Below are 22,291 nucleotides of genomic sequence, written 5' to 3'. Positions count from 1 at the left end.
CGGTCGTCGGTCGGTCCATCGGAAGTGCGTGCTCGCATGGTAACGAGCGGGGCGGTGCCGCAGTGTTCGGGAGCCGTGATGGAAGGTACGGGAAACCGGCGCGCGGGGGGCGGTCCGGGACACGTACCCTTTTACGTTGTGCCGAATGCCAACAATGCCGCCCAGACCCCGCAGGCCCGCCACCGGGTGGAGCCCGTAGCCGAGGAACTCGGCCGGCGCTTCCGCGACGCCGGATTCCAGCTCGCCCTCGTCGGCGGCTCGGTCCGCGACACGCTGCTGGGCAGACTCGGCAACGACCTGGACTTCACCACGGACGCCCGCCCGGAGCAGGTGCTGAGGATCCTGCGCCCGTGGGCGGACGCGGTGTGGGAGGTCGGCATCGCGTTCGGCACCGTGGGCGGGCTGAAGGGCGCCCGTGACGGCGGGACGGCCAAGGAATTCCAGATCGAGGTGACGACGTACCGCTCCGAGGCGTACGACCGCACCTCGCGCAAACCCGAGGTCTCCTACGGCGACAGCATCGAGGACGACCTGGTCCGCCGGGACTTCACGGTCAACGCGATGGCCGTCGCCCTTCCCGACTCCCGGTTCATCGACCCCTACGGCGGGCTCGACGACCTGGCGGCCCGCGTGCTGCGCACCCCCGGCACACCCGAGGCGTCCTTCTCCGACGACCCCCTGCGGATGATGCGCGCGGCCAGGTTCGCCGCGCAGCTCGACTTCGAGGTTGCCCCCGAGGTGGTCGCCGCGATGACCGCCATGGCCGACCGGATCGAGATCGTCTCGGCCGAGCGGGTCCGCGACGAGCTCAACAAGCTCCTGCTGTCCGACAACCCGCGCAAAGGGCTGCGGCTCCTGGTCGACACGGGACTCGCCGACCGGGTGCTGCCCGAACTGTCGGCGCTGCGCCTGGAACGCGACGAGCACTTCCGGCACAAGGACGTCTACGAGCACACGCTGACCGTGCTGGAGCAGGCGATCGACCTGGAGACGGAGGGCCCCGACCTGACGTTGCGGCTGGCCGCCCTGCTGCACGACATCGGCAAGCCGAGGACCCGCCGCTTCGAGCCGGACGGCCGGGTCTCCTTCCACCACCACGAGATGGTGGGCGCGAAAATGACCAAGGCCCGGATGACCCGGCTGAAGTACCCCAACGACCAGATCAAGGACGTCTCGCGACTGGTCGAGCTGCACCTGCGGTTCCACGGTTACGGTTCCGGCGAGTGGACCGACTCGGCGGTGCGCCGCTACGTACGGGACGCCGGCCCGTTGCTGAGCCGACTGCACAAGCTGACCCGCTCGGACTGCACGACCCGCAACAAGCGCAAGGCGGAGGCGCTGTGGCGCACGTACGACGGCCTTGAGGCGCGGATCGCCGAACTGCAGGAGCAGGAGGAGCTGGACGCCATCCGCCCGGACCTCGACGGCAACCAGATCATGCGGATCCTGGACCTGAAGCCGGGCCCCCTGGTCGGCAAGGCCTACCAGCACCTGCTCGATCTGCGGATGGAGCACGGCCCGCTGGGCGAGGAGGGGGCGACCGAGGCGCTCAGGGAGTGGTGGGCCGCGCAGGGCTGAGGCAGTGGCGAGGGCGTCCGGGGGCATGTTCCACGTGGAACATCGGCAGGGTTCGTGTTCCACGTGGAACACGAACCCGCCGCTTCAGCCCGCCCGCTGTGTTCCACGTGAAACATCGCGCACCCGCACCATGGCGACGGCCGTGGCCGCGTAGAACACGGCGAGAGTGAGGACCAGGCCGGAGGAGCGGCCGTCGGAGGGCAGGACGAGAGCGGTGGCAGCCGCGGCCCCTACGAAGGCGACGTTGAAGAAGACGTCGTAGAGGGAGAAGACCCGCCCCCGGTAGCCGTCGTCCACGTGGGTCTGCACCACGGTGTCCGTGGCGATCTTGGCGCCCTGAGTGGTGACCCCCAGGACGACGGACGCCAGCATCATGGGCGCCACCCGGAAGGGCAGGGCGAGCGGGGGCAGCAGCAGCGCGGAGCCGGCCGAGCACCAGGTGATCCACCCCGCGGTCCCCAGGCGGCCGACGGCCCAGGGAGTGACGACGGCCGCGACGAAGAAGCCCGCGGCCGAGAGTGCGACCGCCAGGCCCAGCAGCGCCAGCCCGTGGCCGCTGTCGGAGGAGTCGGCCCAGGCGTACCGGCACAGCATGAGCAAAGTCACGGTCAGGGCGCCGAAGCAGAAACGCATGGCGGTCATCGCGGCCATCGCCTGCCGCGCGGCCGGCCGCTCCCGCAGGTGCAGCAGCCCCGAACGCAGCCCCTGGGCGGTCGTGACCACCGCCTCGCGCAGGCGTACCGCATCGCCCGGACGCGAGTCGGGTCCGAGCTGATCGCGGCCCAGGGCGAGCGCGGACAGGCCCGCGCCGAGGTAGAGCAGCGCACCGGCCAGCACGGTCGCGGCGTCGGCACCCGCGCCCGAGGGCACCGCGAGATGGACGACGAAGGCGACGCCGCCGCCCGCGGCCGCGGCGAGGGTTCCCGCGGTGGGCGACAGGGCGTTCGCCATCACCAGCCGCTCGTCGTCCACCACCCTTGGCAGCGCTGCGGACAGCCCGGCCAGGACGAAACGGTTGATCGCGGTGACCGACAGCGCGGACAGGTAGAACAGCCAGTCCGGGACACGCAGGAGTATCAGTCCGGCGGTACCGCAGGACAGCACCGCCCGCAGCAGGTTGCAGTACAGCAGGACCTGCCGGCGCCGCCACCGGTCGAGCAGCACCCCGGTGAAGGGGCCCAGCAGCGAGTACGGCAGCAGCAGGACGGCCATCGCCGAAGCGATAGCGGCGGCCGAGGTCTGTTTCTCGGGGGAGAAGACCACATAGGCGGCGAGCGCCACCTGGAAGACGCCGTCGGACAGTTGCGACAGCAGGCGCACCACGAGCAGCCGCCGGAAGTCCGGCAGTCGCAGCAGTACCCGTAGATCGCCCACAACACCCATGGAGACACCCTCACACGCCAGGGGCCCCGGGTGTACGACCCGGGGCCCCTGGCAGTAGTCCGCTCATCCCCGTGGGGAGGCTCATCCCCGTAGGGACGCTCGTCCCCGTGGGGATCGGATCAGCGCTCGACCTCGCCGCGGATGAACTTCTCGACGTTCTCCCGCGCCTGGTCGTCGAAGTACTGCACCGGCGGGGACTTCATGAAGTAGGAGGACGCGGAGAGGATCGGGCCGCCGATGCCGCGGTCCTTGGCGATCTTCGCGGCACGCAGCGCGTCGATGATGACACCCGCGGAGTTCGGGGAGTCCCAGACCTCCAGCTTGTACTCCAGGTTCAGCGGGACGTCGCCGAACGCGCGGCCCTCCAGGCGGACGTACGCCCACTTGCGGTCGTCCAGCCACTGCACGTAGTCGGAGGGGCCGATGTGGACGTTCTTCGCGCCCAGGTCGCGGTCCGGGATCTGCGAGGTGACGGCCTGCGTCTTGGAGATCTTCTTGGACTCCAGGCGCTCGCGCTCCAGCATGTTCTTGAAGTCCATGTTGCCGCCGACGTTCAGCTGCATGGTGCGCTCGAGCACAACGCCGCGGTCCTCGAAGAGCTTGGCCAGCACGCGGTGCGTGATGGTCGCGCCCACCTGGGACTTGATGTCGTCGCCGACGATCGGGACACCGGCCTCGGTGAACTTGTCCGCCCACTCCTTGGTGCCGGCGATGAAGACCGGCAGGGCGTTGACGAAGGCGACCTTGGCGTCGATGGCGCACTGGGCGTAGAACTTGGCCGCGTCCTCGGAGCCGACGGGCAGGTAGCACACCAGCACGTCGACCTCGCGGTCCTTGAGCACCTGGACGACGTCGACCGGGTCCTCGGAGGACTCCTCGATGGTCTCGCGGTAGTACTTGCCGAGGCCGTCGAGGGTGTGGCCGCGCTGCACGGTCACACCGGTCTGCGGGACGTCGGTGATCTTGATGGTGTTGTTCTCGCTGGCTCCGATGGCGTCCGCGAGGTCGAGGCCGACCTTCTTCGCGTCGACATCGAAGGCGGCGACGAACTCGACGTCACGCACGTGGTAGTCGCCGAACTGCACGTGCATGAGACCAGGCACCTTGCTGTCCGGGTCGGCGTCCTTGTAGTACTCGACACCCTGCACCAGCGACGTGGCGCAGTTGCCTACGCCAACGATGGCTACGCGAACCGAACCCATACCGGTTGCTCCCTGTGTAATCGTCACGCGGTTCCCCGGGTTTCGGGTCGGCCGCCGTTCTCTTGGCTGTTGTCGTTGCTGCGGTCGCTGTCGCTGCCGGGGTCGGTCCTGGCCCGCTCACCGGCCGGGCGTCCGGTACGCCCGGCCCGCTCGGTCTCGATCAGCTCGTTGAGCCAGCGGACCTCGCGCTCCACCGATTCCATGCCGTGCCGTTGGAGCTCCAGCGTGTAGTCGTCGAGCCGTTCGCGGGTGCGCGCGAGGGACGCGCGCATCTTCTCCAGGCGCTCCTCAAGGCGGCTGCGCCGCCCTTCCAGGACGCGCATCCGGACGTCCTTCGAGGTCTGCCCGAAGAAGGCGAAGCGGGCGGCGAAGTGCTCGTCCTCCCAGGCGTCCGGGCCGGAGGCGGCGAGCAGCTCCTCGAAGTGCTCTTTGCCCGCGGCTGTCAGCCGGTAGACGATCTTCGCCCGGCGGCCGGCCAGAGGCGTGGTCACCGGATCGATGTCCGGTGCCGTCTCCTCGATCAGCCACCCCTGGGCGACCAGCGTCTTCAGGCAGGGATAAAGGCTCCCGTAACTGAAGGCGCGGAACACCCCGAGCGAAGTGTTGAGCCGCTTGCGCAGCTCGTAACCGTGCATCGGGGACTCACGCAGCAGGCCGAGAATCGCGAATTCGAGGATTCCGGAGCGCTTGCTCAATCCCTCGTCCCCTCGTCCCGTGGTTCGCGCGTCGACCCGGCTGCCCGCTGACCCGGCTGCCCGGTTACCTTGTTCCGCAGTGTGTGTCGGCCCGATGTATCGAGCCGATACATCGCGACGATAGAACGGCTCGACACATCACGCAAGGCGCGCCTTGGTGACCGGCGTCACATCCGTGGACCTACGGGGGGTCAACTGCCCGGTTTGCGGTGATCCTTCGCATGGCGTGTCTTTTGGCGCTGCGTACTCTGTTCGCCATGCGTAGCGCCGGGAACCCCGCAACATCTGGGTGCGTCTTGATCCTCGGTGCGGTGCGGCCTGACACAGCCGCGCGCAGGGGGACCGACCCGAAAGTCATCGATGCCTGCAGGCGATCCCGCCTGTCGAGGAGTAGCTGTTCATGAGCGAGCACCGTCGCAAGCCGCCGCAGTCGCCGTCCGGCGGCCGTGCAGCCGCAAGGCGCGGGGGACAGCAGCCGACCGGGCAGCAGCCGACCCCTCCTGTCGGTGGTCGGCGTGCCGGCGGCGACCCCCGCCCTGAATCACGCGGTACGCCCCCCGGCGGTTCCCCCGGCGGCGTCCCCAGCGGTTCGGCCACCGCTTCCCCGAGCGGCCCCGCGGGCGGCGAGCCCTACCAGGGCCGCGCCGCCGCCCGGCGCGCGTCCCAGGGGCGCGGCCACCGGCGCAGAGCCGGCGCGGGTGGCAGCGGGCCGGGCGGGCCCGCAGGCCCCGGCGGCCCCGGCGGCCCGGGCGGACCCACCACGATCGGCCCGCAGGGTTCCGGCCCGGGCCGGGGCCGCGGCCGCCGCCCCGGCAAGAAGCGGTTCATCGACTACCCGCGCTTCGGCAGGACCGGCTGGCGCCGCTGGATGCCCTCCTGGCGGCAGGTCACGGCGATGTGCGTCGGGTTCTTCGGCACCCTCATCGGCATAGTCGGCATCGCCTACGCCATGGTGAGCGTGCCGAACGTCAACCTCGCTGCCACCTCGCAGAACAACGTCTACTACTGGGCCGACGGCAGTCAGATGATCGCCACCGGCGCCGGCCTCAACCGCCAGATCGTCTCCATCGACGACATCCCCAAGGGCATGCAGAACGCCGTCGTCTCGGCGGAGAACAAGACGTTCTGGACCGACAAGGGCGTCGACCCGATGGGCATCACCCGCGCCCTCTACAACATGGCCAGGGGCGGCCAGACGCAGGGCGGCTCGACCATCACCCAGCAGTACGTGAAGAACACCCGGCTGACCCAGCAGCAGACCATCAGCCGCAAGTTCAAGGAGCTGTTCATCTCCATAAAGGTCGGCGCGACCATGAAGAAGTCCGACATCATGGCCGGCTACCTGAACACCTCCTACTTCGGCCGCGGCGCCTACGGCATCCAGGCGGCGGCCCGTACGTACTACGGCGTCGACGCGATCAAGCTCAACCCGAGCCAGTGCGCGGTGCTCGCCGCGGTACTCAAGGGCCCCACGTACTTCGACCCGGCGGGCAACGCCGACATCGACTCCGCCGCCACGCCCGAGGCCAACCTGAAGCGCTCCCAGGAGCGCTGGGGGTGGATCCTGGACCGCGAGGTCAAGGACGGCTGGATGACCGCGACCGAGCGCGCCAAGTACACCAAGTACCCGATGCCGCAGCCGGTCAAGAAGAACGCGCAGATGGCCGGGCAGATCGGCTACATGGTCGACCTGGCCAAGAGGTACGTGACCAACAACCACATCCTCACCGCGGACCAGCTCGCCCACGGCGGCTACCAGATCTACACGACCTTCCAGAAGCCCAAGGTGGACGCGCTGGAAGCGGCGGTCAAGAGGGTGCAGAAGGCGAACATCAAGCCGGGCGGCACCCACATGCACTACAACTCGGACACGGGCAAGAAGGAGGACGTGGACAAGTTCGTCCAGTTCGGCGGCGCCTCCCTCGATCCCAAAACCGGGGCGATCGAGGCGATCTACGGCGGCACCGACGCCACCAAGCACTTCACCAACAACGCCGACGAGACCGGTGCCCAGGTCGGATCGACCTTCAAGCCGTTCGTTCTGGCCGCGGCGATGACGGACGGGGTGCGCGACCCCAACGGGCCGCCGGTCCAAGGACCCGAGACCCGCACCAAGGTCTCGCCGGACAGCATGTTCAGCGGCAAGAACAAGCAGCTCATCACGGACTACACGGGCAAACCCTGGATCGGGCACGACCAGCACGGCCAGCCCTTCCAGTGGCGCCAGACGAACGACGACGGCGACAACTTCCCCCGCGTGACCCTGCGCGTCGCGCTGGACAAGTCCCTGAACGCCCCCTTCGTCCAGCTCGGCCAGGACGTGGGCACCGACAAGGTGCACGACGAGGCGCTCGCCGCGGGCCTGGTGCCGGACGCGTTCAACGGCCTGGACGACTACAAGAACAGCGTCACGTACTCGATCGGCACCTCCTCCCCCAGCGCGATCCGGATGGCGGACGCCTACGCGACCATCGACAACCACGGCCGGCAGAACGAGCCGTTCTCCGTCACCCAGGTCAAGCACGACGGCGGGGTGATGTGGAAGCACCAGCTCCGCACCAAGTCGGCCTTCGAGGCCGACGTCGCGGACACCATCACCGGGATGCTGCAGGACGTCGTGAAGCACGGCACCGGTACCCCGGCCCAGCTCCCCGACGGGCGGCCGGCGGCGGGCAAGACCGGTACCACCGACGACAACAAGTCCGCCTGGTTCGACGGCTACACCCCGCAGCTCGTCACCACGGTCGTCATGTACCGGCGCGACGACCAGCAGCACACCGACAAGTCCGGCAAGGCGGTCCAGAACCCGTTCCTGAAGATGTACGGGACCGGTGGCGCCGAAAAGGTCCACGGTGACTCGTTCCCCGCGCAGATCTGGCGGGACTACATGAGCACGGTCCTGAAGGAGACGCCGGCCGAGGACTTCCAGAAGCCGTCCGGCGACATCGGCAAGGTCGTCTACGGCAACGTGTCGAGCCCGACGCCGAGCCCGACGGCCACCACGCCCCCGCCCACGACGACGCCGGCCACCACCCCGCCGACGACGCCGGTCACCACCCCGCCGACCACCACCCCGCCGCCGACGACCCCGACGCCGACGGGCACGCCGACGGGCCCGTGCCCGCCGTGGAACCTGGGCTGCAACCAGTCGCCGAGCCCGAGCACCACCCCGCCGACCGGCGGGACCACCAACGGGACCAGCGGAGGCCCGCCCGGCAAGAAGGGCTGAGCGCGAGCAAACACGAGAGTCCCCGGGGCACACCGGCCCCGGGGACTCTCGCGCGCACAGGCCGGTACGGCAGGATGGCGCCATGACGAGCGTGCGTGACCGCGAGCAGGACGAGCCGCGAGAGCTCCCCGAGGCCTCCGTACGTCCCACGGACGAGGACCCGCTGGCCGCGTCGGCCAGCGAGATCCTCGGCGGGCCGGCCGGCCGCAGGGCCCTTACCGGCGGCCACCGCTGGTGGAATCCGCTGCGGATCATGGTCCTGGTGCTCGTCGCCGTGTTCGCGCTCGGCATGGCCCAGAAGTCGTCGTGCTACCACCAGGGCTGGTTCCTGCCGGGCGACCCGCAGTACATCCACGCCTGCTACTCCGACATCCCGCACCTGTACACCACGCGTGGCTTCGCCGCGGACCTGGTCCCGTACGCCGACAGCATCCCGGAGAAGCTCTCCCAGGCGCCGGACATCCACTACCTGGAGTACCCGGTGCTGACCGGGCTCTTCATGGAGGTCGCGTCCTGGCTGACCCCGCACGGCGACCAGCCGCACCCGCCGCAGGACTTCTGGCTGGTCAACTCCGGGATGCTGCTGGTCTGCGCGATCGTGGTGCTGGTGTGCGTCTCGCGGACCAACAGGGGGCGGCCCTGGGACGGGCTGTTCATCGCGCTCTCCCCCGCGCTGGCGCTGACCGCGACGATCAACTGGGACCTGTTCGCCGTCGCCCTGGCGTCCGCGGGCATCCTGATGTGGGCGCGCAGCAGGCCGGTGGCCGCCGGTGTGCTGATCGGACTGGCAACGGCCGCCAAGCTCTATCCGGTGCTGCTGCTGGGCGCCCTGTTCCTGCTGTGCCTGCGGGCCGGGCGGCTGCGGGCCTTCGGCAAGACGCTGCTCGGCGCGGCCGGGGCCTGGCTCGCCGTCAATCTGCCGGTGATCCTGCTCGCCCGGGAGGGCTGGGCGCAGTTCTACACCTTCAGCCGCAGCCGGCCGACCGACTACGGCTCGCTGTGGCTGATCATCGCGGAGCGCAGCCACGAACCACTCACCGGCGTCACCGCGTACGCGACCGCCCTGATGCTGCTGCTGTGCGGCGGCATCGCGGCACTGGCCCTGTACGCCCGCCGCCGGCCGCGCCTGGGCCAGCTCGCCTTCCTGGTGGTGGCCGCGCTGCTGGTCAGCAACAAGGTCTACTCACCGCAGTACGTGCTGTGGCTGCTGCCGCTGGCCGTCCTCGCCCGTCCGCGCTGGCGGGACCTGCTGATCTGGCAGGGCGCGGAGGCACTGTACTTCCTGGGCATCTGGATGCGGCTGGCCTACGTCACCGGCGCCAAGCACCACGGCCTGACCGCGGACGCCTACCACCTGGCCATCGGGGTGCACCTGCTCGGCATCCTCTACCTGTCGGCGCTGGTGGTGCGCGACATCCTGCGGCCCGAGTACGACGTGCTGCGGCAGGACGGCTCGGACGACCCGGCCGGCGGCGTCCTGGACGGGGCCGAGGACATGTTCGTCCTCGGCCCGCTGCCGCACGAGCCGTACGACGAGCCGCGGGACGCCATGGACGCCGCGGAAGCCGGGGACACCGCGTACGGGGACCGGGAGCGGTACGCGCGGCCGTGAGGCGGCCCGACAGCGGGCAGCGGGCCCGCCGGCCGCTGCCGGGGGCGGTTACGCGGCGGCCGGGGGCACCGCCCTACGCCGTCGGCGCCCGGTCCACGAGCCGGTCGAACTGGGTGGTGGTGTGCCGCAGGTGGGCCACCAGCTCGTCGCCGACCGCGGGCGGCGCCACGTCACCGGGGAGGAACAGGATCGACACCTGCATGTGCGGCGGCTCGGCGAACCACCGCTGCTTGCCCGCCCACACGAAGGGCGACAGGTTGCGGTTGACCGTCGCCAGCCCCGCGCGGGCCACGCCCTTGGCGCGCGGCATCAGGCCGTGCAGCGCCTTGGGCGCCTCCAGGCCCACCCCGTGCGAGGTGCCGCCCGCGACGACCACCAGGTGGCCGTCGGCGGCGGCCTTCTCCTGGCGGTAGCCGTACCGCTCGCCCTTGGCGATCCGGGTCACGTCCAGCACCGCGCCCCGGTACTCGGTCGCGTCGTGGTCGCCCAGCCACAGCCGGGTGCCTATCCGGGCCCGGAACCTGGTCTGCGGGAACTGCTGCTGCAGCGCCGCCTGTTCGGTGGCCTTCAGGTGGCTGACGAACATGGTGTGCAGCGGCAGCCTGGCGGTGCGCAGCCGCTCCATCCAGGAGAAGACCTCCTCGACCGCGTCGCTGCCGTCGGCGCGGTCCAGCGGGAGGTGTATGGCGAAGCCCTCCAGGCGCACGTCGTCGATCGCGGCGTGCAGCTTGCCGAGGTCGTCCTCGGCGACGCCGTGCCGCCGCATCGAGCTCATCACCTCGATGACCACCCGGGCGCCGACCAGGCCGCGCACGCCCTCCACCGAGGACACCGAGCGGATCGCCCGGTCCGGCAGCGGCACCGGCTCCTCGCCGAGCCGGTAGGGGGTCAGGACGAGCAGGTCACCGCTGAAGAAGTCCTTGGTCCTCGCGGCCTCGTACGTGGTGCCGACCGCGAGCATGTCGGACTTCAGCCGGGTGGCCTCGTCGGCCAGACGCTCGTGCCCGAAGCCGTAGCCGTTCCCCTTGCACACGGGCACGAGGCCGGGGAACTGTTCCACCACGGTGTGCTGGTGGGCACGCCAGCGGGCGGTGTCGACGTACAGGGTGAGCGCCATGGCCTGGAGCGGACCTTTCTGCTGGGTTTCCTCCGGACCCGGTCCGGGGGACTAGTCGGCCGGTCAGCGGCGCGACATGTAGATGTCGAGTGCCTTGTGGAGAAGCTTGTTGAGAGGGAAGTCCCACTCGCCCAAGTATTCGGCAGCCTGGCCGCCCGTGCCCACCTTGAACTGGATCAGACCGAACAGGTGGTCCTTCTCGTCCAGGGAGTCGCTGATGCCGCGCAGGTCGTACACGCTCGCGCCCATCGCGTAGGCGTCGCGCAGCATCCGCCACTGCATCGCGTTGGACGGCCGCACCTCGCGCTTGTGGTTGGCGGAGGCGCCGTAGGAGTACCAGACGTGGTCGCCGACGGTGAGCATGGTGGCCGCGGCCACCGCCTCGCCCTCGTGGACCGCCAGGTACAGCCGCATGCGGCCGGGCTCCTCGTCGTTGAGCTTGGTCCACATGCGCTGGAAGTAGGACAGGGGGCGCGGGCGGAAGTGGTCGCGCTCGGCGGTGATCTCGTACAGCCGCTGCCACACCGGCAGGTCGTCGTAACCGCCCTGGACCACCTGGACGCCGGCCTTCTCGGCCTTCTTGATGTTGCGGCGCCACAACTGGTTGAAGTTCTTGAGGATGTCGTCCAGCGAGCGGTTCTGCAGCGGGACCTGGTAGACGTAGCGCGGCTGGACGTCGCCGAAGCCCGCGCCGCCGTCCTCGCCCTGCTGCCAGCCCATCCGGCGCAGCCGCTCGGCCACCTCGAAGGCGCGCGGCTCGATGAAGGTGGCCTCGACGTCGCGCAGCCGCTTGACGTCGGGGTCGGCGATGCCCGCCTTGACCGCGCCGGCGTCCCACCGGCGGATTATCACCGGCGGACCCATCTTGACGCTGAAGGCGCCCTGCTTCTTCAGATGGGAGAGCATGGGCTGCAGCCAGTCGTCCAGGTTCGGCGCGTACCAGTTGATGACCGGGCCCTCGGGGAGGTAGGCCAGGTACCTCTTGAGCTTGGGAAGCTGCCGGTACAGCACCAGCCCGGTGCCGACCAGCTGGCCCGAGGCGTCGAACCAGCCCAGGTTCTCCGAGCGCCACTCGGACTTCACATCAGCCCATGCCGGAACCTGGCAGTGACTCGCGGAGGGCAGGCTCCGGATGTAGGCCAGGTGCTGCTCCCGGCTGATGGTCCTCAGGGTCAGGCTCATGCGGGGCGCTCCCCATGCTCACGACTGCGGGCTTTTCTACTGGCCCGAAGCCTACTGCCCGGGGGAAGGCGCCCCGCCAGCCCTTGTGGACAACCGCGGCGCTGGTCGGCTTATACGAAGCCGCCGTGCATCATGCCGATGTAGAAGCCGAACCCGGCCATGCCCAGGCTGATGATCAGTGCGAAACGCTCCGCGGTGGTGGCCGAGATGAACTGGCCGTAGCCACCGGTGAGGAGGCCGGCCAACCCGGTCCACGAGGCGAGGATGTGCAGGCTGCGGAAACCGCAGGTGACGACGGCGACCAGGCCGAGGACGAAGGTCACCGCGACCAGGGTGTTCTCCAGCGGATGAGGCCGGCCGTCGGTGTTGAAGGTGAGGTGGTGGGTTCGCTGGGGGGTTCGTTCCGCATGCTGTGCCATGGGGCACCTCCGTGACGGAGTCGTCGCGCGATGTAGCGCCGTACACACCCGATGTGTACAGATTGAGGGCATAAGGGGGCGGATTTCAACCCGGAGGGCCAAGACCGGTAGGCTGGGCGGTCTGCACCGGTGTGCGCGCCGGCCGACCCCTCTCCCCCGAGTACTTGTCCACAGGCGTCCGGGGGCGTTGTCAGTGCCCCGCGCTACCGTTGCGACGCAAGACAAACCCTCCTGCCACGGAAACGCCGTGGCCGCTGAGTCCAAAGGAGGTGGGTTCCCCTATGCGTCACTACGAGCTCATGCTCATTCTCGACCCCGATCTGGAGGAGCGCGCTGTCTCCCCGCTGATCGAGTCCTTCCTGTCCGTCGTCCGCAACGGCGGCGGCAGCGTGGAGAAGGTCGACACCTGGGGCCGCCGTCGTCTCGCCTACGAGATCAACAAGAAGCCCGAGGGCATCTACTCGGTCATCGACCTCAAGGCCACGCCTGATGTCGTCAAGGAGCTGGACCGCCAGCTCAACCTGAACGAGTCGGTGCTGCGGACCAAGGTCCTGCGTCCGGAACTGCACTAGTCCCGGACTCCGAGCAGCAGTCACCAGCACTGCCCACAGCCAGTCGAGAGGTCATCCCAATGGCAGGCGAGACCGTCATCACGGTCGTCGGCAATCTCGTCGACGACCCCGAGCTGCGTTTCACCCCGTCCGGTGCGGCGGTCGCGAAGTTCCGCGTCGCGTCCACTCCCCGTACCTTCGACCGGCAGACCAATGAGTGGAAGGACGGCGAGAGCCTGTTCCTGACCTGCTCGGTCTGGCGGCAGGCGGCGGAGAACGTCGCCGAGTCGCTCCAGCGCGGCATGCGCGTCATCGTGCAGGGCCGGCTGAAGCAGCGGTCGTACGAGGACCGTGAGGGCGTCAAGCGGACGGTCTACGAACTCGACGTCGACGAGGTCGGCGCCAGCCTGCGCAGCGCCACGGCCAAGGTCACCAAGACCAGCGGCGGCGGCCGCGGTCAGCAGGGTGGCGGCGGCTACGGCGGCGGCGCTGGCGGTGGCCAGGGCGGCGGCTGGGGCGGCCAGCAGGGCGGCGGCGGTGCTCCCGCCGACGACCCGTGGGCGACCAGCGCGCCGGCCGGCGGGCAGGGTGGCGGTGGCGGCGGAGGCTGGGGCGGCGGCTCCGGTTCCGGCGGCTACTCGGACGAACCGCCCTTCTAGAGGGCGGGCCCCCTCACACACTTCTTGATCGCACAGGAGAATCACCATGGCGAAGCCGCCCCCGCGCAAGCCGAAGAAGAAGGTCTGCGCGTTCTGCAAGGACAAGACCGTGTACGTGGACTACAAGGACACGAACATGCTGCGGAAGTTCATTTCCGACCGCGGCAAGATCCGTGCCCGCCGCGTCACCGGCAACTGCACGCAGCACCAGCGTGACGTCGCCACGGCCGTGAAGAACAGCCGTGAGATGGCGCTGCTGCCGTACACCTCGACGGCTCGATAAGGAGAGGGTGACGCAAGCATGTCGAAGATCATCCTCACCAACGAGGTCAGCGGCCTGGGCGCCGCAGGCGACATCGTCGACGTCAAGCCGGGCTACGCCCGCAACTACCTGATCCCGCGGGGCTTCGCCATCGCGTGGACCAAGGGTGGCGAGAAGGACGTCGAGCAGATCCGCCGCGCGCGTCGCATCCGCGAGATCCACTCGCTGGAGGACGCGAACACCGTCAAGGCGCAGCTGCAGGACGTCAAGGTCAAGCTGAGCACCCGTGCCGGCGGCAGCGGCCGTCTCTTCGGGTCGATCACCCCGGCCGACATCGCCTCGGCGATCAAGGCCGCGGGCGGCCCGGCGGTCGACAAGCGCCGGATCGAGGTGGCCGCGCCGATCAAGACGCTCGGCGCCCACCGGGTCTCGGTGCGGCTGCACCCCGAGGTCGAGGCCGTCCTCGACCTGGAGGTCGTGGCCGCGTAACGCGGCACATGTTCCACTGTTCCACGTGGAACACGAAGGGTCCGGTTTCTCCCGTTCGGACGACGGACGGGAGAGGCCGGGCCCTTCGGCCTTGGCGGCCGCTGTCGCGGGGAAGGCCCGTCCGGCCGGTTCAGCCCCCGTTCAGCCGGGCCGCCGCCCGTCCCGTCAGCCCGGTCTCAGCGTGCCGCGCCTGTCACCACCCAGCGGCCGGAGCGGGCCCGCAGCCACAGCGCGGTCAGCCGCGTGAGCATCATCAGCGTCATCGCCCACCACAGGGCGGTCAGCCCGGCGCCCAGGGCGGGCACGGCGAAGGCGGCCGGTGCGAAGACCAGGAGCGTGATCAGCATCGACCACGCGAGGTACGGCCCGTCGCCCGCGCCCATCAGCACGCCGTCGAGTACGAAGACCACCCCGGAGACCGGCTGGCCGAGGGCGACGACCAGCAGCGCGGACATGAGGGCGGCACGCACCGCCGGGTCGGAGCTGAACATGGGCCCGATCAGCGGCCGGGTCAGCGCCACCAGCAGGCCGAGAACGATCCCGCAGGCCACGCCCCACTGCATCATCCGCCGGCAGGCGGCCCGTGCGCCCTCCGCGTCCCCGGCGCCCAAGTAGCGGCCGATGATGGCCTGTCCGGCGATCGCGATGGCGTCGAGGGCGAAGGCGAGCAGCGACCAGACGGTGAGGGTGATCTGGTGGGCGGCGACGGCCGTGTCGCCGAGCCGGGCGGCCACGGCGGTCGCGAGCAGCAGGATGGCGCGCAGGCTGACCGTACGGACCAGGAGCGGGACCCCGGCGCGGGCGCACGCGCGGATGCCCGCGGGGTCGGGCCGCAGCACGGATGTCCAGTCGCCCGGGCCGGAACGGGAACGCGCGGGTCCCGGGACCTCCTCGCGGAAGTGGGCGCGGGCGCCGCGTACCACCACCGACAGGTAGGCGGCGGCCATGCCGTTCTGGGCGATGACCGTGCCCCAGGCGGAGCCCGCGATCCCGAGCCCGGCGCCGTACACCAACGCGGCGTTGAGTCCGGCGTTGACCGAGAAGCCCGCGACGGCGACGTAGAGCGGTGTGCGGGTGTTCTGCAGGCCGCGCAGGACGCCGGTGGCCGCGAGGACGACGAGCATCGCCGGAATTCCGAGCGCGCTGATCCTCAGGTACGTCGCCGCGTACGGGGCGGCCGTGCCGGAGGCGCCCGACAGCCGTACGAGCGCGGGCGCGGCGGGCAGGACGGCCGCGATCACGACGGCGCCGAGCAGGAGCGCGAGCCAGACACCGTCCATGCCCTGGCGCAGCGCCGCGCGCATGTCGCCGGCCCCGACCCGGCGGGCGACGGCCGCGGTCGTGGCGTACGCGAGGAAGACGAAGACGTTGACGGCGGTGGTGAGCAGGGCGGCCGCCACGCCGAGCCCGGCGAGCTGCGTGGTGCCGAGGTGGCCGACGACCGCGCTGTCGGCCATGACGAACAGCGGCTCGGCCACGAGGGCGCCGAAGGCGGGCAGCGCGAGGGCGACGATCTCCCGGTCGTGCCGGCGGCGCACGGCGGCCGGAAGGCGCGCGGAGCCACGCCGGGCAGGGAGCTGGGAGGGATCGGCGACCGGGTTCACAAGCACAGCCTAATCGTCCACAAGTAAGAGGTGAAGCACCGTACCGCTCATTACTGATGACTGCACAGAGTGATCTCCTCCGCGTTGTTTGTGGCGATCTTGGGCCGGCGGCAAAAGTTTTTCTCCTGCACAGGCTATGGATGAAGAAGTCGCAGGTCAGATGGGCTGTGTGGAACGAGCGGCCGAGTTGTCCACAGCGCTGTCCCAAGGGCTGTACACAGGTTGGGGGCAGTTCTCCACAGGTATCCCGCCGTCGTCCACACCCCCTGTGGATAACGGGGTTGGTCGAGGTGGCCGGGGGGCCTACCGTTGAGCCTCCCCGGCTGCCGCGGACCGTCCGCCGACGCGCCGCGAGCGGAGGGCCGGGCGGGGCCCAGAAGTCAGTGGCGTGCGTGAAAGAGTGACACGCACAGCGGGATCCGGCCATGCGGCCGGACGGGAGGGGAGGTGCCGGGGATGAGCCAGCCCACGTCCGCCGGCGACCACTGGGACGAACTCCCGCCCGACGAACGCCCGGCGGTCAGCCCCTTCCGCAAGAGGACCGCGCAGAACTCCCAGGACGACGGCCGCTTCCAGGAAGGCGGCGGCGGTTTCGAGCGGGTCCCGCCGCAGGACCTCGACGCCGAGCAGTCGGTGCTCGGCGGCATGCTGCTGTCCAAGGACGCCATCGCCGACGTCGTCGAGGTGCTCAAGGGCGGGGACTTCTACCGCCCGGCCCACGAGACCATCTACAACGCGATCCTCGACCTCTACGCCCGCGGCGAGCCCGCGGACCCCATCACCACCGCGGCCGAGCTGACCAAGCGCGGTGAGATCGCCCGCGTCGGCGGCTCCCCCTACCTCCACACCCTCGTCAACGCCGTGCCCACGGCGGCCAACGCCGAGTACTACGCCGAGATCGTCCACGAGCGCGCCGTTCTGCGCCGCCTGGTCGAAGCCGGCACCCGTATCACCCAGATGGGTTACGCGGCCGACGGTGACGTGGACGAGATCGTCAACAGCGCGCAGGCCGAGATCTACGCCGTCACCGAGCAGCGCACCTCCGAGGACTACCTCCCGCTCAGCGAGATCATGGAAGGCGCCCTCGACGAGATCGAGGCGATCGGCTCCCGAAGCGGCCAGATGTCCGGCGTCCCCACGGGTTTCGCCGACCTCGACTCCCTCACCAACGGCCTGCACCCCGGCCAGATGATCGTCGTCGCCGCCCGCCCCGCCATGGGCAAGTCGACCCTCGCGCTGGACTTCGCGCGGGCCTGCTCCATCGCCCACCGGATGCCCAGCGTCATCTTCTCGCTGGAGATGAGCCGCAACGAGATCGCGATGCGGCTGCTGTCGGCCGAGGCACGGGTCGCGCTGCACCACATGCGGTCGGGCACGATGACCGACGACGACTGGACCAAGGTCGCCCGCCGCATGGCCGACGTCACCGAGGCACCGCTCTACATCGACGACTCGCCGAACCTGTCGATGATGGAGATCCGCGCCAAGTGCCGCCGTCTCAAACAGCGCAACGACCTGCGGCTGGTCGTCATCGACTACCTCCAGCTGATGCAGTCCGGCGGCTCCCGCCGTCCCGAGAGCCGCCAGCAGGAGGTCTCCGACATGTCCCGCAACCTCAAGCTCCTCGCCAAGGAGCTGGAGGTCCCGGTCATCGCCCTCTCCCAGCTCAACCGCGGCCCCGAACAGCGCACCGACAAGAAGCCCATGGTCTCCGACCTGCGCGAGTCGGGTTCCATCGAGCAGGACGCGGACGTCGTCATCCTGCTCCACCGCGAGGACGCGTACGAGAAGGAGTCCCCGCGCGCGGGCGAGGCCGACCTGATCGTGGCCAAGCACCGCAACGGCCCGACGGCCACCATCACAGTCGCCTTCCAGGGCCACTACTCCCGCTTCGTCGACATGGCCCAGACCTGAGGCGGGGCTGCAGGTTCCGCGCCGGCGACCGAACTGCTCGTGGCTCGCGCGTTCGGGGGCTGGTCCGCTCAGCTCCGTCTGGCTCGGAGGGGTTCCAGCGGATCGGCCCGGCCGAGCAAACCATGGGTGTCCGCGCTGCTCAGGCCCGTTGCTGTGGGCCGGCCACGACTTCGCGCCACCCCGCCGCAGTAATCGGAAGGCATGGCGCTCGGGCACACTGCGTGGACCGAACCCTCGGCGTTCGGAGTCGCGAACTGCTTCTCCCTCATCGAACTGGCCGAGACCGACGGCTTTGATACCCTGGACGGCCATATCGGAGCGCAGATCGACGGACCGGTCAGGTTCGACAGCGAGGTCATCGGGGACGCCGCCAGGACAGGCCGGTACGACCCGCGGGCGCTCAAAAGGGTCTGGCATTGCCTGGCGCGCTTCGGCTCGCCCAGCCGTGCGAACGCCGAAACGCGGGACCCGTCTCCCGCCTGCTGCTCCCTGGGGACAGCGAGCTTGTGACCCCACGAGGCGCTGGACGCCCTGCGGCCCGGCGTCGCGTGACGGGCGCTCAGCGCCTCGTCTCGTACCTGGTCAGGATCACGCCGCCGGGAAACGTCCGCGTCTCCGTCAGGTTCAGGTTCACCCAGTTGTCCAGCGCGGTGAAGAACGGCGTACCGCCGCCCACCAGGACCGGCGCGGTGGCCAGCACGTACTCGTCGATCAGCCCGGCCCGCATGGCCGCCCCGGCGAGCGTCGCGCCGGCGATGTCCATCCGGCCGCCGTCCTCGGCCTTGAGCCGGGTGATCTCGGCGACCGCGTCGCCGGTGACCAGGCGGGTGTTCCAGTCGACCGTGCCGATCGTCGAGGAGAACACGACCTTCGACATGTCCCGCCAGCGGCGCGCGAACTCGACCTCGGCCGGGGTGGCCTCCGGCCGCTGGTCGGCGGTCGGCCAGTGGGAGCTCATCGTCTGCCACAACTTGCGCCCGTACAGCGACAGCTCGGTCGCCTGCACCTGGTCGGACCAGAACTGGAACAGCTCGTCGCTCGGCACGCTCCAGCCGATGTCGTCGCCGGGCGCGGCGATGTAGCCGTCGAGGGTCAGGTTCATGGCGTAGATCAGTTTCCGCATGGCGCCAGCCTTCCGGGAGTCGGTCTCACACCTACGGACCGGCGCGCCGCGGGAAACTCATCGGTGCGCGATCCGAGCTCGCATCGCGGTCCTTGCGTTCGGTGGATCAGCCGCGGATCAGCCGCGGATCCGTCGCTTGGCCGGCGCGCCCCCGCACGCCCGAGCCGCGCGTGTGAGGGCGGCTCAATTGCCGTGGGCGGCCCCGGCGGAGGAGCGGGGGAGGGCGAGGGCGCGGGCGGCGCGGGCGGCCCAGGGAGCGGCCGACAGCCGGGTGAAGGCGGCCAGCGCCGAGGCGAGGTGGGGGCGGGCCTCGTCGGCGCGGTCGCCGCGCCGGAGCCACTCCCCGTACAGGAGCGCGGTGCGGGCGCGTTCGAAGGGCCGGGGGTCGGCGGTGTGGAGGTCGAGGGCGGTACGGAAGCAGGTCTCGGCCTCCGTTCCGGTCACGGCGGCCAGGGCGCGGCAGCGGGCGAGCAGCGCCTCCGACACCACCAGATTCAGCCGGTGGGCCCAGGCCGAGACGCGGGCCGTCACCTCGCGGGCGTCCGGGGTGCGGCCCAGCGCTACGAGTGCCTCCACCGTGTCCGGCAGCCCGCGGCTCAGCGGCGGGCAGAAGGCGGCCGGGCCCGCCGCCGCGGGGTCGAGCCGGGTCACCGCGGCCTCCCACCGCCCCGCCCCCAGGTCGAGCAGGGCCGAAGCGCGGTCGGCCCAAGTGCCGCCGGGCGAACGCCCGCCGTATCCCACGGCGCCGCTGGCCGTACCGCCGTCCGTGGTGCCCTCCGACGGCGCATCCCCACCCCCACCCCCACCCCCACCCCCACCCGCACCCCCACCCGCACGTGCTACCAGCACCCGGCACGCCGCTTCGTCGCCCTCGACCGCCGCCAGGAAGCCCAGCAGGCCGGCGGCGTACCGTGCCCAGGTCTCCTGCCCCGTGTCCTCGGCGAGCCGCAGGGCCTCTTGGCCGCCCGCCCGGGCCGCTGTGTGCTCGTCCAGCAGCACGTCGGCGGCGGCGCGCAGCGCGAGCATCGCCGCCAGCGGGTCGAACCGGCCGTGTGCCCGGCACCGCGCGGCCATCGCGGCCGCCGCGTCCCGCGTCTCGCGCTCGTGCCCTGTCACCAGCCCGGCGCCCACGATCAGGGACAGCGCGCGGGAGGAGCGCACGCCCCCTTCGCGTGCCCGTGCCACCACCTCGGCGAGCGATGGGTACGGGCCGGGCGCGAGCCGCCGGTCCAAGGGGAGTTCGGCCAGCCGCAGAAGCAGCGCCCGTACGGTGGCCAGCGGGTCGCGATCGCCGTGCGGCAGCCGCAAGGCGGCGAGGCTGTCGGCGGTCACCGTGAGGAGGTCGGTGTCATCGGCCGCCCAGGCCGCGTCGAGCGCGCCGATCTCCATCCGCAGTCGCGACCGGGGGTCGGCGGCCCACCGCGCGCCCTCCACCAGCAAGGCGTGCGCCCGCCGAGGCCGGCCCAGCTCCAGGTCCGCGGCCGCCCGCAACCGCGCGATACGCGCACGCGGCCACGCCTCGCCAGCGAGCACGGGCTGACGACGGGCCCGCGCGGGCCCGGTCGAGGGGCCGGGGGCCGCGGCGGCCTCCTCGGCCGCTGCCTGTTCGGTCGTGGGCCGGCTGGATGCTGCCTGTTCGGTCAGGGGGGGCCGTTCAGCCGCGGGCCGGCCCGGTGCTGCCTGTTCGGTTGTGGGCTGTTCGGCCGCTGCCTCTTCAACTGCGGGTCGTCCGGGCGCCGGGCTTCGGGTCGCCGCCCGGGTCGGCGGGCCTTCCGCCGCTGCCACCTCTTCCGCCGCTGCCCGTTCGAGTACCGCTCGCCCGGCCGCCGCGCTTGCCCGGGCGGGCAGACCGGCGCTGAGGGCGGATTCACCGGACAGGGTGAGGCGCCGGGCGCGGCCGCCGGGATCGGGGGTGAGGCGGGCCGCCTCCTCGTAGGCCCGGGCGGCCGCCTCCCAGGCGCCGCGCCGCCTGGCCCGTACGGCGGCGCGCTCCAACTCGGCCGCCACCGCCTCGTCCTGGCCGGGAGTCGCGTACGCCAGGTGCCACGCGCGCCGGTCGGCGTCCGCGGGGCGGTCCAGTGCGGCGGCCAGGGCCCGGTGCGCTGCTCGGCGTTCGCGTGGCGGCGCGTGGTGAAGGACGGCCGCGGCGGCCAGCGGGTGCCGGAACGAGCCGGCCGGCGTGAGGAGTCCGCCCGCCGCCTCCGGATCGGCCGGCGGCGCGCCCACCGCCCGTACGACCGCTTGATCGCCCGTCCCCTCGGCCGCAGTGAGCAGCAGTGCCTCGCGCGTGCCGGGCGGCAGCGCGCGCACCCGTTCGGTGAAGGCCGCCAGCAGCCGCCGCGTCAACCGCTCGGTGCCACCCTCCGGCCGCAGGTAGCGGAGGGCCAGGGGATTGCCGGCCGCCTGCGCCAGCAACCGCTCGCGGGCGGCCTCGTCCAGATCGTCGCGCCGCCCGGCCAGGAGCGCCGCGGCCGCGGCCGCGTCCAGCCCCTCCACCCGCATGGTCCGCGGCAGCCGGGGGAACGGCGGCGGTCCGAAGGGCGCGCCGGGCGGACGCTCCGGTACGGGCACCGCCGCGTCCCACGGGCTCGCGACAGCCTCCCGGTCCGGATCGCTGTCCGGTTCCGTACCGTCCTCCACGGCCACGACCATCGCCACCCGCGCCGCCTCCACCCGGCGCGCGGCGAACCCCAGCGCGCCGGCCGAGGCCCCGTCCAGCCACTGGGCGTCGTCCACGAGGCACAGGACCGGGCCGCCGCCGCTCCCGTCGGGGCCTTCGGACGCCGCTCGCGCCAAGAGGGAGAGCGCGGCTAGGCCGACGAGGAAGCGGGCGTCTTGGTCTTCGTCGGCCGGGTGGGCGCCGGGCAGGGCGAGGGCGGTACGCAGGGCCTCGCGCCGGCGGGCGGGGAGGCGCTCGGCCAGCGGGAGCAGGGGACGGAGCAGCAGGCCGAGGCCGGAGTACGGGAGCCGGGCCCGGGCCGGCGTGCAGGTATGCCGCAGGACCGGGCCGCCGCCGCCGAGGCCGGCCGCGTGGTCCAGCAGCGCGGTCTTTCCGGCGCCGGGTTCGCCCCGCAGGGCCAGCGCCCCGCCGCGCCCGTCTGCCGCGGCCCGCACCAGCGCGTCGAGCACGCGCTGTTCGCTGTCCCTGCCGTACAGCCGCATGCCCGGATCATACCTATTTGGGGTGTGACCGAGATACGCGCCAAAGGGGCAACGGGATGATCTTGAAGCCCTGAGCACCCGTCGGCCGCCACCCATTCGGCTCAGTGTCG

18 protein-coding genes are annotated in these 22,291 nt (G+C 71.3%); 9 read left to right on the top strand and 9 right to left on the bottom strand.

The genetic code is table 11. From position 1 onward, the window contains the following. Positions 1-138 precede the first annotated feature (138 nt). On the top strand, positions 139-1,578 hold the full coding sequence (locus K7G61_RS03070) for a CCA tRNA nucleotidyltransferase (RefSeq protein WP_374204033.1): 1,440 nt from the start codon (positions 139-141) through the stop codon (positions 1,576-1,578). An 84-nt stretch (positions 1,579-1,662) separates the two neighbouring features. Here the strand turns inward: K7G61_RS03070 and K7G61_RS03065 are convergent, their stop codons facing one another. The 3 genes from K7G61_RS03065 to K7G61_RS03055 form a co-directional block, all read right to left on the bottom strand. Beyond that, a complete protein-coding gene (locus K7G61_RS03065) occupies positions 1,663-2,961 on the bottom strand; it encodes an MFS transporter (protein ID WP_225844998.1) in 1,299 nt (432 codons plus the stop codon). Between the two features lie 119 nt (positions 2,962-3,080). Then, positions 3,081-4,163 (bottom strand): inositol-3-phosphate synthase, encoded by a 1,083-nt coding sequence (locus tag K7G61_RS03060; RefSeq protein WP_225844997.1) that lies wholly within the window; start codon positions 4,161-4,163, stop codon positions 3,081-3,083. 23 nt (positions 4,164-4,186) lie between these two features. Next, complete coding sequence (locus K7G61_RS03055) at positions 4,187-4,858, bottom strand: PadR family transcriptional regulator (RefSeq protein ID WP_225844996.1); 672 nt, start codon at positions 4,856-4,858, stop codon at positions 4,187-4,189. A 400-nt stretch (positions 4,859-5,258) separates the two neighbouring features. Here K7G61_RS03055 and K7G61_RS03050 point away from each other — a divergent pair, with 400 nt between their 5' ends. After that, entirely contained in the window at positions 5,259-8,087 is a 2,829-nt protein-coding gene (locus K7G61_RS03050; RefSeq protein WP_225844995.1) for a transglycosylase domain-containing protein, read from the top strand. An 82-nt stretch (positions 8,088-8,169) separates the two neighbouring features. Continuing rightward, the gene (locus K7G61_RS03045; RefSeq protein WP_225844994.1) at positions 8,170-9,699 is read left to right on the top strand and encodes a glycosyltransferase family 87 protein; all 1,530 of its coding nucleotides are present in this window, start codon (positions 8,170-8,172) and stop codon (positions 9,697-9,699) included. A gap of 73 nt (positions 9,700-9,772) precedes the next feature. On the opposite strand, the gene K7G61_RS03040 is transcribed toward K7G61_RS03045, so the two are convergent. The 3 genes from K7G61_RS03040 to K7G61_RS03030 form a co-directional block, all read right to left on the bottom strand. Continuing rightward, on the bottom strand, positions 9,773-10,816 hold the full coding sequence (locus K7G61_RS03040) for an alanine racemase (RefSeq protein WP_225844993.1): 1,044 nt from the start codon (positions 10,814-10,816) through the stop codon (positions 9,773-9,775). A 63-nt stretch (positions 10,817-10,879) separates the two neighbouring features. Further along, positions 10,880-11,998 (bottom strand): peptidoglycan bridge formation glycyltransferase FemA/FemB family protein, encoded by a 1,119-nt coding sequence (locus K7G61_RS03035; RefSeq protein WP_225844992.1) that lies wholly within the window; start codon positions 11,996-11,998, stop codon positions 10,880-10,882. Positions 11,999-12,108: 110 nt separating this feature from the next. Further along, on the bottom strand, positions 12,109-12,417 hold the full coding sequence (locus tag K7G61_RS03030; protein ID WP_225844991.1) for a hypothetical protein: 309 nt from the start codon (positions 12,415-12,417) through the stop codon (positions 12,109-12,111). A gap of 281 nt (positions 12,418-12,698) precedes the next feature. On the opposite strand from K7G61_RS03030, the gene rpsF reads away from it, so the two are divergent. The 4 genes from rpsF to rplI are packed head-to-tail and all read left to right on the top strand — an operon-like array spanning position 12,699 to position 14,378. Next, positions 12,699-12,989 carry a 30S ribosomal protein S6 gene (gene rpsF / locus K7G61_RS03025; protein ID WP_225844990.1) on the top strand — a complete coding sequence of 97 codons (291 nt, stop codon included), beginning with the start codon at positions 12,699-12,701 and terminating at the stop codon, positions 12,987-12,989. 59 nt (positions 12,990-13,048) lie between these two features. Next, positions 13,049-13,627, top strand: a complete 579-nt coding sequence (locus tag K7G61_RS03020; protein ID WP_225844989.1) for a single-stranded DNA-binding protein — start codon at positions 13,049-13,051, stop codon at positions 13,625-13,627. 46 nt (positions 13,628-13,673) lie between these two features. Further along, on the top strand, positions 13,674-13,910 hold the full coding sequence (gene rpsR, locus K7G61_RS03015) for a 30S ribosomal protein S18 (protein WP_031512678.1): 237 nt from the start codon (positions 13,674-13,676) through the stop codon (positions 13,908-13,910). Positions 13,911-13,928: 18 nt separating this feature from the next. Then, positions 13,929-14,378 (top strand): 50S ribosomal protein L9, encoded by a 450-nt coding sequence (gene rplI, locus K7G61_RS03010; protein ID WP_225844988.1) that lies wholly within the window; start codon positions 13,929-13,931, stop codon positions 14,376-14,378. Positions 14,379-14,554: 176 nt separating this feature from the next. On the opposite strand, the gene K7G61_RS03005 is transcribed toward rplI, so the two are convergent. Then, on the bottom strand, positions 14,555-15,916 hold the full coding sequence (locus K7G61_RS03005; RefSeq protein WP_225845180.1) for an MATE family efflux transporter: 1,362 nt from the start codon (positions 15,914-15,916) through the stop codon (positions 14,555-14,557). Between the two features lie 522 nt (positions 15,917-16,438). On the opposite strand from K7G61_RS03005, the gene dnaB reads away from it, so the two are divergent. Together dnaB and K7G61_RS02995 are read left to right on the top strand one after the other, a co-directional pair. Beyond that, positions 16,439-17,896 (top strand): replicative DNA helicase, encoded by a 1,458-nt coding sequence (gene dnaB / locus K7G61_RS03000; protein ID WP_225844987.1) that lies wholly within the window; start codon positions 16,439-16,441, stop codon positions 17,894-17,896. 201 nt (positions 17,897-18,097) lie between these two features. Continuing rightward, the gene (locus tag K7G61_RS02995) at positions 18,098-18,406 is read left to right on the top strand and encodes a hypothetical protein (protein ID WP_225844986.1); all 309 of its coding nucleotides are present in this window, start codon (positions 18,098-18,100) and stop codon (positions 18,404-18,406) included. A gap of 49 nt (positions 18,407-18,455) precedes the next feature. Here the strand turns inward: K7G61_RS02995 and K7G61_RS02990 are convergent, their stop codons facing one another. Next, the gene (locus K7G61_RS02990; protein WP_225844985.1) at positions 18,456-19,019 is read right to left on the bottom strand and encodes a dihydrofolate reductase family protein; all 564 of its coding nucleotides are present in this window, start codon (positions 19,017-19,019) and stop codon (positions 18,456-18,458) included. 183 nt (positions 19,020-19,202) lie between these two features. Beyond that, positions 19,203-22,181: an ATP-binding protein gene (locus K7G61_RS02985; protein WP_225844984.1), complete on the bottom strand. Its 2,979-nt coding sequence runs from the start codon at positions 22,179-22,181 to the stop codon at positions 19,203-19,205. Between the last annotated feature and the right edge of the window lie 110 nt (positions 22,182-22,291).

This window comes from Streptomyces sp. HPF1205 (assembly GCF_020400825.1).
Classification (GTDB): Bacteria; Actinomycetota; Actinomycetes; order Streptomycetales; family Streptomycetaceae; genus Actinacidiphila.
The sequence above is the reverse complement of the archived record's forward strand: the minus strand, read 5'-3'. Positions and strand labels throughout refer to the sequence as shown.

Coding starts and splice junctions, on each gene's coding strand:
- K7G61_RS03065 (WP_225844998.1), bottom strand. CDS start 2,961: ATGGGTGTTGTGGGCGATCTACGGGTACTGCTGCGACTGCCGGACTTC.
- K7G61_RS03060 (WP_225844997.1), bottom strand. CDS start 4,163: ATGGGTTCGGTTCGCGTAGCCATCGTTGGCGTAGGCAACTGCGCCACG.
- K7G61_RS03050 (WP_225844995.1), top strand. CDS start 5,259: ATGAGCGAGCACCGTCGCAAGCCGCCGCAGTCGCCGTCCGGCGGCCGT.
- K7G61_RS03045 (WP_225844994.1), top strand. CDS start 8,170: ATGACGAGCGTGCGTGACCGCGAGCAGGACGAGCCGCGAGAGCTCCCC.
- K7G61_RS03040 (WP_225844993.1), bottom strand. CDS start 10,816: ATGGCGCTCACCCTGTACGTCGACACCGCCCGCTGGCGTGCCCACCAG.
- K7G61_RS03035 (WP_225844992.1), bottom strand. CDS start 11,998: ATGAGCCTGACCCTGAGGACCATCAGCCGGGAGCAGCACCTGGCCTAC.
- K7G61_RS03030 (WP_225844991.1), bottom strand. CDS start 12,417: ATGGCACAGCATGCGGAACGAACCCCCCAGCGAACCCACCACCTCACC.
- rpsF (WP_225844990.1), top strand. CDS start 12,699: ATGCGTCACTACGAGCTCATGCTCATTCTCGACCCCGATCTGGAGGAG.
- K7G61_RS03020 (WP_225844989.1), top strand. CDS start 13,049: ATGGCAGGCGAGACCGTCATCACGGTCGTCGGCAATCTCGTCGACGAC.
- rpsR (WP_031512678.1), top strand. CDS start 13,674: ATGGCGAAGCCGCCCCCGCGCAAGCCGAAGAAGAAGGTCTGCGCGTTC.
- rplI (WP_225844988.1), top strand. CDS start 13,929: ATGTCGAAGATCATCCTCACCAACGAGGTCAGCGGCCTGGGCGCCGCA.
- dnaB (WP_225844987.1), top strand. CDS start 16,439: ATGAGCCAGCCCACGTCCGCCGGCGACCACTGGGACGAACTCCCGCCC.
- K7G61_RS02995 (WP_225844986.1), top strand. CDS start 18,098: ATGGCGCTCGGGCACACTGCGTGGACCGAACCCTCGGCGTTCGGAGTC.
- K7G61_RS02990 (WP_225844985.1), bottom strand. CDS start 19,019: ATGCGGAAACTGATCTACGCCATGAACCTGACCCTCGACGGCTACATC.
- K7G61_RS02985 (WP_225844984.1), bottom strand. CDS start 22,181: ATGCGGCTGTACGGCAGGGACAGCGAACAGCGCGTGCTCGACGCGCTG.